The organism is Psychrobacter sp. CR212, from assembly GCF_059693765.1.
In genome coordinates this window covers 282,396-297,056 of the sequence record NZ_JCATIF010000002.1, presented here as the reverse complement: position 1 = coordinate 297,056, position 14,661 = coordinate 282,396, and the positions used below count along the sequence as shown (strand labels likewise).

The window sequence follows — 14,661 nt, the reverse complement described above, 5'->3', positions numbered from 1 at the left end:
GTAAATGCAGTTGCATAATGTCATTACTTATAGATTAATTGTCAAATGCAAAAAGTGGTGTCAAAACGAGTAGCCGGATAGTATGCTATCTGCCTTATTAATTTGTTATTTATAGGACTTTCGATGACCAGTACTCAACAACGTGCCGAACTTCAACGCCAGATATGGCAAATCGCCAATGACGTACGTGGCTCAGTCGATGGCTGGGATTTTAAGCAGTACGTGTTGGGCACACTGTTCTATCGTTTTATTAGTGAAAACTTTATTAACTATATCGAAGGCGATGATGACAGTATTGATTACGCGTCATTCGCTGATGATGATGAACGCATTGAGCTGATCAAAGATGATGCGATTAAGACCAAAGGCTATTTTATTTACCCAAGCCAACTGTTTACAACTATCGCTGCCAATGCCCATAAAAATGATAACCTCAATACCGATCTAGCAGCTATCTTCGCTGATATTGAAAACTCAGCCAATGGTTATCCTTCTGAGTCTGATATCAAGGGTTTGTTTGCTGACTTTGATACCACTAGTAATAGACTAGGCAATACAGTAGCGGATAAGAATACGCGACTTGCAAAGGTGCTAAAAGGGGTAGAAAAGCTCAGCTTCAATAAGTTCGCGGATAATCAAATCGATCTATTCGGTGATGCCTATGAGTTTTTGATCTCTAATTATGCAGCCAACGCAGGCAAGTCTGGCGGTGAGTTTTTTACGCCACAAAACGTCTCTAAGCTCATCGCACAATTAGCGATGCATAAGCAAGAAACCGTCAATAAGATCTACGACCCAGCGGCAGGCTCAGGCTCGCTCCTACTGCAAGCCAAAAAGCATTTTGACGCCCATATCATCGAGGAGGGGTTTTTTGGGCAAGAGATCAATCACACCACCTATAACTTGGCGCGGATGAATATGTTTTTGCATAACATCAATTACGACAAGTTCAATATCACTCTTGGCAATACCCTACTCAATCCGCACTTTGGTGATGATAAGCCCTTTGATGCGATCGTCTCCAATCCGCCCTACTCGGTCAAGTGGATCGGCGGCGATGATCCAACCTTGATCAATGATGAGCGTTTTGCGCCTGCTGGGGTGCTCGCGCCCAAGTCCAAGGCCGATTTTGCTTTTGTGCTGCATGTGCTCAGCTATCTATCGAGCAAAGGCCGCGCGGCGATTGTCTGCTTCCCCGGTATATTTTATCGCGGCGGTGCAGAGAAAAAGATTCGGGAGTATTTAGTCGATAATAACTATGTCGAGACGGTGATTTCACTAGCGTCAAATTTATTCTTTGGCACCTCTATCGCGGTCAATATCTTGGTGCTGTCGAAGCATAAAACCGATAGCAAAACTCAGTTTATCAATGCTAGTAAGCTGTTTAAATCAGAGACTAATACCAATGTCTTAACTGATGAGCATATCACGCAGATCATGCAACTGTTCGATAGTAAGGAAAATACCGACTATCTCGCCGCTAGTATCGATAATAGCGCTATCGCTGATAATGACTATAATCTGTCCGTCAGCGCTTATATCGAAGCTGAGGACACGCGCGAAGTCATCGACATCGATACCCTCAATGCTGAGCTAAAAACCACCGTGGCCAAGATAGATCAATTGCGTAAGGATATTGATGTGATCGTTGCAGAAATAGAAGGGTCGGAGTCTCAAGCATGAGTGAATTAACTTATTTAGAGAAATTGCTAAACAACATGGACTTGCATACTGGTAATAAAGTTGAATGGAAGCCCCTTTGGCAAGTTACTATTTGGGATAAAAAATTTAATGCAGTTGAACGAGAAAAACAACCAGAGGTTATAAAATATCAATATTTCTTAGCAAAAGACTTAAAATCTTTAGCTTTAGAAAATGGTGACGTTAAGCTTTTGACTACAAATTTGTCAGATATTTGGACTAGTGAAGAACTTGTAAAAGATAAGATGAGTGAGGGTGAAATAATAGCAATTCCTTGGGGTGGTAATCCAGTTGTTCAATATTATAAAGGTAAGTTCGTAACTACAGACAATCGTATCGCAACATCAAATAATAAAGAAATTCTTAGCAATAAATTTCTTTACTATTATCTATCAAGTCAAATTGAACTAATTTCTTCATTTTATCGTGGATCTGGAATTAAACATCCAAGTATGCATGACGTGCTTCATATCCCTATTCCAATTCCTCCTCTCACCGTCCAAAATAAAGTGGTGCAAATTTTGGATACATTTACCACCCTTACCGCAGAGCTTACCGCAGAATTATTGGCACGTGTAAAGCAATATGTCTACTATCGTGGACAATTATTTACGTTCAAAGATAGTGAAGTTAAAAACACAAATTTAGGTGAGCTTGCCGAGAACCATGACTCTAAACGCAAACCTATAACTAGTAGCTTACGAGAAGCTGGTGATATTCCATATTATGGAGCATCAGGTATCGTTGATTACGTTAAAGATTATATATTTGATGGCGACTATTTATTAGTATCAGAAGATGGTGCAAATTTATTGGCTAGAAGCACTCCTATAGCATTCAGTATTAGTGGAAAAAATTGGGTCAATAATCATGCTCATGTACTTGAGTTTGAAACATACGCAGAAAGAAAATACGTTGAGTATTATCTAAATAGTATTGATCTAACTCCGTACATTTCAGGAGCAGCTCAGCCTAAACTTAATCAGAAAAACTTGAACAGTATTAGTATTCCTAATCCTTCTCTCAAAGAAAAAGAGCGCATCGTCAATATCTTAGATAAATTTGACACTTTAACCACCTCCTTAACCGCAGGCTTACCGCGTGAGATTGAATTACGTCAGCAGCAGTATGAGTATTACCGCGAGCTTTTATTAAGCTTCCCAAAGCCCGAGGACGTCTAATATGAGTCAATCATTAACAGAAATCGCCCAGATGCTTAAAGACTCTGATAAAAAAGTACAGCTGATTTATGCGTTTAATGGCACTGGTAAAACACGCCTTTCAAAAGAGTTTAAAGAGCTGATCGTACCTAAAATTATTGAGGTAAATAATGAAGAACAAGTAGAATTGGCTCGTAAAAAAATTCTTTATTACAATGCTTTTACTGAAGATCTTTTTTATTGGGATAACGATTTGGAAGGTGACACCGAACCCAAGCTAAAAATTCAGCCTAACACTTATACTCATTGGTTAATAGCGTTGCTTAGTGACTTAGGCGAAGACGGTAATATAATCAAGCACTTTCAACGCTATACAAATGATAAATTAACGCCACGTTTTAATGAGGAGTACATTACTAAAAAAGATGGTCGAGACATCACTGTTAAAGCATTTTCAGAGGTGACTTTCTCTCTTGAGCGTGGTAACAATGATCATTTAGGTAATCTCAAAATATCCAAAGGGGAAGAAAGCAATTTCATTTGGAGTGTTTTTTATACCTTACTAGATCAAGTAATCAGCGTATTAAACGTAGCAGAATTAACTGATCGTGTGACAGATGAGTTTAATCAATTAGAATATATATTTATAGATGACCCAGTTAGTTCGTTAGATGAAAATCATTTGATACAACTGGCTGTCAATTTAGGACGCCTGATTAAATCCAGCGAGTCTAATATTAAATTTATAATCTCCACTCACAACCCTCTTTTCTATAACGTTTTGTATAACGAAATTAAAGCAAAATCTGGCTACATCCTTAGTCGATTAGATGATGGAAAATTCGAACTCGAAACAAAACATGGTGATTCTAATCAAAGTTTTTCATACCATCTTCATATTAAGAATTTAATAGATCAGGCAACGAAAGATAATAGTGTACAACGCTATCATTTCGCACTGCTGCGTAACTTGTACGAAAAAACGGCTAATTTTCTTGGCTATAATAGATGGTCTGATCTGTTGCCCGGTGATAAAAAAGCTTATGCTAATAGAATTATGAATTTCTATCCACATAATACATTATCAAATGAAGAAATGGCAGAGCCAACCACACCAGAAAAAGCTATGGTGAAATTGCTGCTTGACAATTTAAATCAATACGGCTACTGGCAACAGGAAGAGCAAAATGGTTAATTATAATAATACTATCGCCGAATCGAATAATTACATTGTCCTCGATAAGTACAGCAAAGCCCAGCAAGTCAGCGAAGCCTATCAAAGCGAAAATGAACTAGAGCGCGAGCTGATAAAAGACTTGCGGGCTCAAGGCTATGAGTATTTGCCCGAGCTGACCACCCAAAACGCAATGCTCATCAATGTCCGCGCGCAATTACAGCGCCTTAATAACGTCACGTTCAGTGATGACGAATGGCAGCGGTTTTTGCTCGAATATCTTGATAATCCTAGCGATAACAGCACCGATAAGACCCGCAAAGTCCATGATGACTATGTTTATGACTTTGTCTTTGATGATGGGCGTATCCAAAACATCTATCTGTTCGATAAAACCCACATTGCCAATAATAAAGTGCAAGTGATCAAACAGTTCGCGCAGACCGGCACCCACGCCAATCGCTACGACGTCACTATCCTTGTCAACGGTCTGCCGCTGGTACAAGTCGAGCTAAAAAAGCGCGGTATTGCCATTCGTGAAGCATTTAACCAAGTACACCGCTATAGCAAAGAGAGCTTCAATAGCGATAACTCCTTATTTAAATACTTGCAACTGTTTGTGATCTCAAACGGCACCGACACGCGCTACTTTGCCAATACCACCAAACGCGATAAAAACAGCTTTGACTTTACCATGAATTGGGCGAAGTCTGATAACGCCTTGATCAAAGACATCAAGGACTTTACCGCGACCTTTTTTCAAAAGACCACGCTACTAAACGTGCTGCTTAAGTATTCGGTATTCGATATCAGTAACACCTTATTGGTGATGCGCCCTTATCAGATCGCCGCCACCGAGCGCATCCTCTGGAAGATTAATAGCAGCTATCAAGCCAAAAAATGGAGCACGCTTGAGAGCGGCGGCTATATCTGGCATACCACAGGCTCCGGCAAGACCTTGACCAGCTTTAAAGCGGCGCGGCTAGCGACTGAGCTTGATTTTATCGAAAAAGTCTTCTTTGTGGTAGATCGTAAAGACCTTGATTATCAGACCATGAAGGAGTATCAGCGCTTCTCCCCTGATAGCGTCAACGGATCGGATAGCACCGCAGGGCTCAAGCGCAATCTGGACAAGGACGATAATAAAATCATCGTCACCACCATCCAAAAGCTCAATAACCTCATCAAGAGCGAGAGCGACTTGCCTATCTATAATAAGCAAGTAGTCTTTATTTTTGATGAAGCGCACCGTAGCCAATTTGGTGAAGCACAAAAAAACCTAAAGAAAAAGTTCAAGAAGTTCTATCAGTTTGGCTTTACTGGCACACCTATCTTTCCACAGAACGCTTTAGGTTCGGAGACTACCGCTAGCGTATTCGGACGTGAGCTGCACTCTTATGTCATCACCGATGCTATCCGTGATGAAAAGGTGCTCAAATTCAAAGTCGACTATAACGACGTGCGCCCACAGTTCACAGCTATCGAGAGCGAGACCGATGAACAAAAGCTAACCGCAAGCGAAAACAAGCAGTTACTGCTACATCCTGAACGTATCAGAGAGATTTCTGAGTATCTACTAAAGAAATTTAGGCAAAAGACTCATCGTCTACAAGGCAATGGCAAAGGCTTCAATGCCATGTTTGCTGTCAGTAGTGTCGATGCTGCAAAGTCCTATTATGAAATGCTAAATAAATTGCAACAGGACAGCGCCAAACCGCTTAAGATCGCTACGATCTTCTCTTTTGCCGCTAATGAAGAGCAGCAAGCTGTCGGTGAGATAGTCGATGAAAGCTTTGAGCTATCAGCTATGGATAGTAGCGCTAAAGAGTTTTTGAGTGCTGCCATTAACGACTATAACGCGCTGTTTAAGACCAACTACGGCGTCGACAGTAAGTCCTTTCAGAACTACTACCGCGATCTGGCGCAGCGAGTCAAAAGCGGAGAAGTAGACTTACTTATTGTCGTCGGTATGTTTTTGACAGGCTTTGATGCGCCAACACTAAACACCTTATTCGTCGATAAAAACTTGCGCTATCATGGCTTGATGCAAGCCTTTTCACGCACTAATCGAATTTATGATGCCACGAAAACCTTTGGCAATATTGTCACCTTTCGCGATTTAGAAAAAGCGACTATTGACGCTATTACTCTATTCGGTAATAACAATACCAAAAACGTGGTACTAGAGAAAAGCTATAAAGAATACATGGCAGGCTTTACCGATTTAGTCACTGGCAAGGCACGACGTGGCTATCTTGAAGTGGTCAAAGAGCTAGAACAACGCTTCCCTGACCCTGATGAAATCGTCAAAGAAAAAGATAAAAAGGACTTCGCCAAGTTATTTGGTGAGTATCTGCGTGTTGAGAATATCCTACAAAACTATGACGAGTTCGAGAGTCTAAAGGCCTTGCAAGACCTAGACATGAACGACGCTACTGCCGTAGAAGCATTCAAAGCGGATCATTATCTTGAGGATGACGACTTAATGGCTATGCAAGCCATCAAGGTGCCTACTGAGCGCACGGTGCAGGATTACCGCTCAACCTATAATGATATTCGCGATTGGATACGCCGTGAAAAATCAGGCAATGAGCAACAAGAGTCTAATATTGATTGGGATGAGGTAGTTTTCGAAGTCGATTTGCTCAAGTCGCAAGAGATTAATCTTGATTATATCTTAGAACTAATCTTTGAGCATAACAAAAAAACTAAGGATAAAGCCGCGCTTGTCGAGGAAGTACGGCGTCTTATTCGCGCTAGTATTGGCAACCGCGCTAAAGAGAGCTTAGTCGTCGACTTTATTAATCAAACTAATTTAGATAAGATTCCCGACAAATCTAGCATCATTGAGTCTTTCTTTACTTTTGCGCAAGCTGAGCAGCAACGCGAAGTTGAAGAGCTAATCGTTGATGAAAATCTCAATCAAGCTGCCGCTAAACGTTATATCAGTGCTTCCCTAAAGCGAGAATACCCTAGCGAAAACGGGACAGAGCTGAATGCTATTTTGCCAAAACTTAGCCCACTGAATCCCCAATACCTAACCAAGAAGCAAAGCGTATTTCAGAGGATCGTGGCTTTAGTTGAGAAGTTTAAAGGCGTGGGCGGTCAGGTTTAGTGAGGGTATAACTGTCTCAATTATCCAATTCATTATCTTTTAAATAATCTGGCACTCCCAAAAAGCAACCCTTCATCCTCATTCGATCGAAGCTATATACACGAGTATGAGGCACTTCTCTACAGCAATACTTTATTAACAATACATAAAACCATCAGATAATTTGTGTTAAAAAACACCTTACCATCTGATGGCTTTTTATCATCTAATTAATAAAGCTTTTGATACTCTGATGCATATTTCCTTAATATCAAGGTGTAGCAAGATTAAACCCATACTCAAAATCATCTAGCATCCCAAAGAACTGCTGAATCAACCTCAAATCGCCTTGATGCTGCACTTTTCCTCGCTTCATTAACGATTCGAACGTGCCAGTTTTAGTCAGTAAGGTATTCAAATCTTCACGGTTTAAGGTGAGTGTCAAACCAGCATCGGAAGCTTGCGTATCGGCCATCACATTTAAGTGCGAGTTTTTTAATTCAAGAGCAATCTTTTCATTGCGATCTGGCAGTACCACATTAATCTTAAAATCTTTGCCGAGCGCGCGCTCCGCATTTAGGCGCACACCCATGTAATCAAATACTAGCTCAGTATCCATAGCGGTGATTAGATCGGGACCAGCAGTAGTGGTTTTTACGTTTGTAGGAACGCCATTACGTAATTCATAAGCAGCAGCTAAGTAGGCATTTCTCCAGCCTGCGTTTTCAGCTTGATAGCCGAGTTGTTCCAAAGTATCTGCCTGCAGTGCCTTAGCTTTTATGTTGTCAGGCTCTGCAAATACTAAATGATTCATCAGCTCTGCCACCCACCGGTACTCACCACGATCAAAAGCGGCTTTTGCTTGTTTTAATAAAGCTTCACTACCGCCTGCTAACGCAACATAATTTTTACCTGCTTCATCTGGGCTAAGTTTATTCAGGGTAGCTGGATTGCCATCGTAGTAACCAATATACTTGTTCACTACTCCGCGTACATTGTGACTGACTGAGCCATGATAACCACGGTTATACCATTCTTGATCTAAGGCTTCAGGCATTTTAAACTGATCATGAATCTCATTAATCGTTACGCCCTTATTAGCCAGATGTAGGCTTTGATCATGTAGGTAGCCATACATATCACGCTGCTTTTCTAGATACTTTACAATATTGTTTTTGCCCCACCGCGGCCAATGATGAGAAGCCATCAGTACATCTGCTTTGACACCATAAGTTTGTAGCGCTTGATTGATGCTCTTACTCCACGTCGCAGCATCACGAGCCTGTGCTCCGCGAATGGTATACAGGTTGTGCATACCAGCGACCGTGTTTTCAGCCATCCATAAGGTTTTGAGCTGCGGAAACCAAGTGATCATCTCTGATGGTGACTCGGTATTTGGGGCGTTTTCAAATACCATTTCCACCCCATCAATGTTTAAAGTCTCCTGATCTTTTTCTACAATATAAGTTGGCGTAATCAAACCAACTAAACCCGTAGGTACTCCTTTACCTAATGCACCATCTACCACGCCATACTTATTCTTAGGCATCATAATGCCATATTGATACGAGCTACGCCGCGCCATCGCATTACCTGCAAGTACCGTCTCTTTTACCACGTGCTCCATAAAATCACGCGGGGCAATGACTTGTACTTCACCATTATCGACTTGCTCTTGACTGATGACGCCTTTTACGCCGCCAAAGTGATCAACATGAGCATGGCTATATACCACGGCTTTGACGGGACGCTCACCTAAATACTTAGTCACCAAAGCATGAGCGGCTTTTGCAGACTCTGGTACGGTTAGCGGATCAAAAATAATCCAACCTGTATCACCTTTAATATAGGTAATGTTAGTCAGATCAAAACCACGAACTTGATAAATCCGATCCGTGACTTTAAATAAGCCATAATTCATATTGAGCTGAGCTTGGCGTTGTAAGCTTGGATTAATTGAAGCTATAAATTTATCTTGATTTAAAAAATCAAATTTTGCTAAATCCCAGACAATCTCGCCTTTTGCATTTTTTATTTGTTTCGACTTAGGCTTTGCAATCAAGCCTTTGGCAGCAAACTCAAAATCCTGTTTATCATTAAAAGGCAGTTGTGACAATACGGCATAGTTCTGCTGCATGGTAAATTTACTCGCAGGCTTACTGCTCAAAAGATCATCTGCTTGTGCTGCTCCTACTAGTAATATGCCCGAAACTGCGGCTACCAAAATTTTCTTAATCATTATACGAACTCCTTTTCTTTTATCTGATTTAAATCACTTGCTAAATCTCCTATTCCTTTGATATGAGAGACTTGTCCTGCAAGCGGTTCATTGAAATCGATAGGCTTAATTTTAGAGGCTTTTTCTGCCGAAAATACAGGAATCTGACTCATAGCAAACTCCGTCAAGGCAGTAATGGTCAAAGAGGGGTTAACCCCTAAATTCCCTGGAATGATCGATCCATCGAGCACTCGCAAGTTCTTATATCCGAACACTTCCCCGGAGAAATCTACCACGCCATTAGATGCATCGGTACCCATAGCGACGCCACTCATGACGTGCGCTGTCATAGGCGTCCCTAGTAACACCTCGCTTAGTGCAGAGCCCGGCTCCCCGCCTAGCTTTTTGGCGTATAGTCGGGTGGCTTTTTCAGCTGATGGAAAAGAGACAGTCAACGGCTCGTCATCGGCTTTTTGCACTGCCGTAATGCCATTTTTAAAAAAGCGATACCATTTGCGCCGCCATTCTAAATGAATAAAAGCCTCAGACTTTTGCATCACTAAAAACAAAATAGAACTACGAGCTTTACCTTTGGGGCGCAGCATTCTGCCCGTCTTTAATGGATGGATTAAAGTATTTATAAAGAACTTCAAAATTCTTATGAATCTGGGTCCTGTGACCATCGGCACATAAGGCGCATATAACCAAGTACCATCTGAGCCTTCTCGAAAACGATTGACCTCCATATTGGTGTTGTCATCGACGGATATAAATGAGCTAATAGCGACCCCATCGTCCACTTTTTCACGGGTATCATTGGCAGTGGTTAAGGTCTCAGAATTGGTACGAATCTCCTGCCCTAATTCAGATGAAATATTGGGCAGCGTTTTATACTTATCGCGCATTTTGAGTAATAGCGGCACCGTCCCCATGACTCCGCCAGATACCACGACACCTCGGCTGCGTAATTTATACTGGCGTACTTTTTTACCCAGTGTTTCTTTTACGATAAGCTCATAGCCATCACTACCATCAGAGCTTAACGGGGTGATTTTGACAACTTCAGAGCTAGGGCGTATCTCAACCCCGTTACGCTCAGCAAAATACAAATAGTTCTTCATCAAAGTATTTTTAGAATTATATCGACAGCCAATGATACAGTTGCCACAATATTGACAGGTCCGGCGATCTGGACCATCGCCGTTGAAGTAAGGGTCTTTTACAATCTTGCCTCTCTCACCGTCTGGTAGCGGAAAAAACACCCCAGTATTGACTGTCTTGTAGCTATCACCGTAGCCCATCTCTTGGGCGACTTCTTGTAAGGTGTCATCAGCAATGTTGGTATACGTGTTTTTGGCCGTGCCAAGCATCCGCTGTGCCAATCCATAATACGGCAATAGTGTCTCTTTCCAATCGCTACGCAGCCGCGTCCAAGCTTTCGAGTTAAAAACTTCATCATCAGGAATAAAATGTACATTGGCATAAATCTGTGATCCGCCGCCAACGCCGACGCCATGTACGACAGTGACTTTGTTAGTAAAACTCATCTGCAGCGTCCCTTGCATACCTAATTCAGGTACCCACAGATAGTTTTTGGTATCGAGATTGGTTTTTGGAAAGTCCTTATCTTCACGACGTATTCCTTTTTCAAGGATTAGTACACTATTACCTTTCTCACTTAGGCGCAGTGCACTGACCGAACCACCAAAACCTGAACCAATAATAATTTGATCAAAGTCAAAATGTGGTTCTGACTGTGATTGAATATCCTTATTTAACATGCTATTAACTCCTTTAATAGTTTGCGTTTTATCATTCAGCTCATACAGATACTTTTTTAACGATTTGAAGTTTAAAATATAGGACTATAGTCGAGCGCTGCGGTTAAAAATTAGGATTTAACACGAGCCAAAAAGTTCAGTACTCGATCAGCGAAATTGCCGTAGGGCGGCGCCAAAAATTTTAAGCTTGAGAAATTAGCTTGATAAAACACAGGCCGCATCTTTGAGAAGTTCAAAAACCCTTCATAACCGTGATAATGCCCCATACCGCTAGCGCCAACCCCGCCAAACGGCAAATCGTGCTGTCCTACATGAAATAAAGCATCATTTACCGACACGCCGCCAGACATCACATGATTGATATAGTAATTCACTAAAGCTTTATCTTTACTAAATGGATAGAACGCCAATGGACGATCGCGCTGAGCGATGTAACGAACGACTTCTTCAGGTTGGTCATAAGTCTTAACCATCAAAATCGGTCCAAAGGTTTCTCGAGTGTCTATTTCCATCGCATCAGTACTATCAAAAATCAAAGTCAGCGGAAATTTACGGGCTGCGGCATCCGCTTGTTGATTATTTAAATTGATTACTGTGGCGCCCTTATTTTGCGCTTCCTCTACGCAATGAACCAAACGCTGAAACGCGCGATCATCAATGATTGAGGTATAGTCTTTATGATGAATATCAGGGACATGCTGTGCCACCCATTCGCTAGTCGCTTGGATAAAGCGATTTTTTTGTGACTCATGTACAAATAAATAATCAATATTGGTACAGATTTGTCCCGCATTGAACTGCTTGACGAACATGATGCGCTCGACTGCTTTTGCCAAAGAATAATTGGGATCAATAACTGCAGGTGATTTGCCACCTAGCTCTAAAGTAACTGCTGTTAAATTCTCTGCCGCTGCTGCCATGACTTTTTTACCAGTCGCGCCAGAGCCTGTAAACATCAGATGATCGAAAGGCAGCTTAGAAAAAGCAACACCTACCCCGCCCGTTTCATCAAAGATCTGTAATTTTTCAGGTTCAAAATACTGTGGAATCAATTGAATCAATAAAGCGGCTAGGTGACGTGAGTTCTCAGACAGTTTCACCATTGCTTTATTACCTGCGGCAAAAACGGCTGACAGCTGAGAAAATAGTAAATTGATAGGAAAGTTCCATGGCACGATTAAACCTACCACCCCTAAAGGCTGCGGAATCAGACGGTTTTTTGCGCCAAAGTACATACTCATATCTACTTTACGCTTTTGTACCTTCGTCCATTTTTTTAGATTTTTGATACTGCTATTTATATCATCTGTTGCGGTAATAATTTCGGCTAACAAGGTCTCATGTCTTGAACGATTACCATAGTCTTGATTGATAGCCTCAATCAAAGCTTCACGGTGATCGTTAATGATAGCTTTTAAACTCAACAAATATTCTTTTCTAACCGCAATACTTTCGATACCTTGTGCTTCTGCATAGTTTTTCTGCTGTTGTAGGCAGCCGTGTAGTTGATCCTCTAAGTCTATAAAATCAAAGTTGGTTTTCATAAAAAATCCCTTTTCCACTGCTATCATGATGATTCACAAGGCTTTAATAGCTAAATTGAATCTTTATACATTTTACTTTAACAAGGTTTTCTCATAACTTCTTGACATTTTAGGACAAAAAATTGATTATGTAGGACATTGATTTAATAATTTGAGACAAAATTGAGAATAGTATGGGTAGTTACATCAGAGTGGCAGGTCTAAATGGTTTTGAAGAATTGGTCCGTAGCTATGGACAGGATCCTATAAATATTTTAGATAAAGTAGGCTTTAAACCGTCTATGATACGCGAACCAAACTCTCTGATTGATCATGATAGATATACTAATTTATTAGAGCTAGCAGGTATTGTCTGTAATGAGGAGTGCTTCGGTTTAAAGCTTGGGGCTAAGCAGAGTATCCAGACGATAGGATTAATTGGTGTCTATATGTCCAAACAACGAGACATAGCGCAAGCTTTACTTGTGGCACAAAAATATATTTATATTCATGCTGAAAGTTTTATCTTTCAAGTAAATGAGGTCTCTGATAAATTGTGCGAGCTTGATGTCGTACGTCAAAACACACAGAATATAGATAGAGCGCAGAAATCACAGCTGTCTATATGTTTGATTTGCAATGTTCTAACAGATTTAATTAGCCCAACATGGCGTCCAGAAAAAATAAAATTAAAACAAAATCCATCGCCTCAATCAAAACAGTTATTGATCGACATATTACGGTGCCCGGTCGAATTCAATAGCGAAAAGAATGCGATATATTTTTCTACTGTTTATTTAAGCTATAAACCCTACTACTCTGAAGACGATTTGGTAAATCAGCTTATTGTGCAGCAGTTAGAGAATGAAAGTAATACCACTGCGCGCGGCGGCATGTTTTTAATAGAAAGCTCTATGAAGATGCTACTGGCTACTGCTGATTGTAGTATGGCAAACGTTGCATTATGCGTAGGACAGCACCCAAAAAAAGTCCAACGCCAGCTGAAAAGCGAAGGGACAACTTATAGAGAGTTGTTAGAAGAGGTAAGAAAAAAAGAAGCCTTAAGAATCATGAGTACTGACAGTATTAGCTTAACGGATGTCGCTTATCAGTTGGGTTACGCTGAGCTCTCTATATTTAGCCGACAATTTAAAACTTGGTTCGGTATGACGCCAACAGAATGGATGAATAGTTCTAAGGAGTTAGTAACGTAGTCCATTATAGCTTAATCCTTTAGTTAGACTGCTAAGCTAACTGAGTGTCTTAAGTCTTATCTATCAACTTTAAAAAATTGTTACAAATATCACTGACAAAAAGTAAGTTAGCGCTATTGATATAATGAATAAATACATTAAATTACTATCCGTCTCACTTTTAGGTAATACGGCTATCCACTGACTGAGCAGATCTTGCTTCAATTTTTTCATTAATCCATGATGCTATTTCGCTAGCTATCCACACTATCATTTGTTTAAATTGTGCTCTATTAAAAAACATAAAGATCAGATCTCAGATCTATTAAAGTTTCCCATTACGAGATATTAGAGAGACTGTATTAGTCGTATTATTGTTTGCATAGACCTCACCTCTTAAACCGCCTAACACTACTCACCACCACCCCAAACAGCTCAAGCGATCCTTTCACCATGATATCTGCATAATTCTCATTATGGGCTCGTAAGATAATATGCTCACCGAGTATCAGCTGTTTGGCGGTAAAGCCGTCATCGACTAGTGCAATCACAATATCTTTGTTTCTAGCGCTTAATGAGCGATCTACAATCAAGATATCATTGGGGTAGATACCAATATCAATCATGCTGTCGCCTTCCACCTCTACCAAGTAGGTTGTCGTTGGGCTATGAATAAGTAGTGTGTTTAGATCAATGCGGTTTTGCACATAGTCTGTTGCTGGGCTTGGAAAGCCTGCTTTAACTCTATCGCTATAAAGCGAGAGCAATACCGTCTCACCTTCATCAGTGAGCCTTCCTATTATCTTAACCGTCATTG

At 40.8% G+C, this 14,661-nt stretch carries 9 protein-coding genes; 5 read left to right on the top strand and 4 right to left on the bottom strand.

Annotated elements, in window-relative coordinates:
• Positions 1-123 precede the first annotated feature (123 nt).
• From AC58CZ_RS05580 to AC58CZ_RS05565, 4 genes are read left to right on the top strand one after another with little or no spacing between them, the layout of a single operon-like run.
• Positions 124-1,683: a type I restriction-modification system subunit M gene (locus AC58CZ_RS05580; protein WP_494223797.1), complete on the top strand. Its 1,560-nt coding sequence runs from the start codon at positions 124-126 to the stop codon at positions 1,681-1,683.
• A complete protein-coding gene (locus tag AC58CZ_RS05575) occupies positions 1,680-2,882 on the top strand; it encodes a restriction endonuclease subunit S (RefSeq protein WP_494223798.1) in 1,203 nt (400 codons plus the stop codon). The genes AC58CZ_RS05580 and AC58CZ_RS05575 overlap by 4 nt, the downstream gene beginning before the upstream one ends.
• 1 nt (position 2,883) lies before the next feature.
• Positions 2,884-4,056: an AAA family ATPase gene (locus AC58CZ_RS05570; RefSeq protein ID WP_494223799.1), complete on the top strand. Its 1,173-nt coding sequence runs from the start codon at positions 2,884-2,886 to the stop codon at positions 4,054-4,056.
• On the top strand, positions 4,049-7,150 hold the full coding sequence (locus tag AC58CZ_RS05565; RefSeq protein WP_494223800.1) for a type I restriction endonuclease subunit R, EcoR124 family: 3,102 nt from the start codon (positions 4,049-4,051) through the stop codon (positions 7,148-7,150). The genes AC58CZ_RS05570 and AC58CZ_RS05565 overlap by 8 nt, the downstream gene beginning before the upstream one ends.
• A gap of 250 nt (positions 7,151-7,400) precedes the next feature.
• Here the strand turns inward: AC58CZ_RS05565 and AC58CZ_RS05560 are convergent, their stop codons facing one another.
• The 3 genes from AC58CZ_RS05560 to AC58CZ_RS05550 all read right to left on the bottom strand — a co-directional run bounded on the left by AC58CZ_RS05560 (position 7,401) and on the right by AC58CZ_RS05550 (position 12,672).
• Positions 7,401-9,368, bottom strand: a complete 1,968-nt coding sequence (locus AC58CZ_RS05560) for an alkyl sulfatase dimerization domain-containing protein (protein ID WP_494223801.1) — start codon at positions 9,366-9,368, stop codon at positions 7,401-7,403.
• On the bottom strand, positions 9,368-11,128 hold the full coding sequence (locus tag AC58CZ_RS05555) for a GMC oxidoreductase (RefSeq protein ID WP_093068975.1): 1,761 nt from the start codon (positions 11,126-11,128) through the stop codon (positions 9,368-9,370). The genes AC58CZ_RS05560 and AC58CZ_RS05555 overlap by 1 nt, the downstream gene beginning before the upstream one ends.
• Positions 11,129-11,238: 110 nt before the next feature.
• Complete coding sequence (locus tag AC58CZ_RS05550) at positions 11,239-12,672, bottom strand: aldehyde dehydrogenase family protein (RefSeq protein WP_494223802.1); 1,434 nt, start codon at positions 12,670-12,672, stop codon at positions 11,239-11,241.
• A 173-nt stretch (positions 12,673-12,845) separates the two neighbouring features.
• On the opposite strand from AC58CZ_RS05550, the gene AC58CZ_RS05545 reads away from it, so the two are divergent.
• Entirely contained in the window at positions 12,846-13,865 is a 1,020-nt protein-coding gene (locus tag AC58CZ_RS05545; RefSeq protein ID WP_339340759.1) for an AraC family transcriptional regulator, read from the top strand.
• A gap of 368 nt (positions 13,866-14,233) precedes the next feature.
• On the opposite strand, the gene AC58CZ_RS05540 is transcribed toward AC58CZ_RS05545, so the two are convergent.
• Entirely contained in the window at positions 14,234-14,659 is a 426-nt protein-coding gene (locus AC58CZ_RS05540; protein ID WP_494223803.1) for a translesion error-prone DNA polymerase V autoproteolytic subunit, read from the bottom strand.
• Positions 14,660-14,661: the final 2 nt, after the last annotated feature.

Excerpts from the sequence above, each read along its gene's own strand:
- AC58CZ_RS05580 (WP_494223797.1), top strand. The coding sequence starts at position 124 with ATGACCAGTACTCAACAACGTGCCGAACTTCAACGCCAGATATGGCAA.
- AC58CZ_RS05575 (WP_494223798.1), top strand. The coding sequence starts at position 1,680 with ATGAGTGAATTAACTTATTTAGAGAAATTGCTAAACAACATGGACTTG.
- AC58CZ_RS05570 (WP_494223799.1), top strand. The coding sequence starts at position 2,884 with ATGAGTCAATCATTAACAGAAATCGCCCAGATGCTTAAAGACTCTGAT.
- AC58CZ_RS05565 (WP_494223800.1), top strand. The coding sequence starts at position 4,049 with ATGGTTAATTATAATAATACTATCGCCGAATCGAATAATTACATTGTC.
- AC58CZ_RS05560 (WP_494223801.1), bottom strand. The coding sequence starts at position 9,368 with ATGATTAAGAAAATTTTGGTAGCCGCAGTTTCGGGCATATTACTAGTA.
- AC58CZ_RS05555 (WP_093068975.1), bottom strand. The coding sequence starts at position 11,128 with ATGTTAAATAAGGATATTCAATCACAGTCAGAACCACATTTTGACTTT.
- AC58CZ_RS05550 (WP_494223802.1), bottom strand. The coding sequence starts at position 12,672 with ATGAAAACCAACTTTGATTTTATAGACTTAGAGGATCAACTACACGGC.
- AC58CZ_RS05545 (WP_339340759.1), top strand. The coding sequence starts at position 12,846 with ATGGGTAGTTACATCAGAGTGGCAGGTCTAAATGGTTTTGAAGAATTG.
- AC58CZ_RS05540 (WP_494223803.1), bottom strand. The coding sequence starts at position 14,659 with ATGACGGTTAAGATAATAGGAAGGCTCACTGATGAAGGTGAGACGGTA.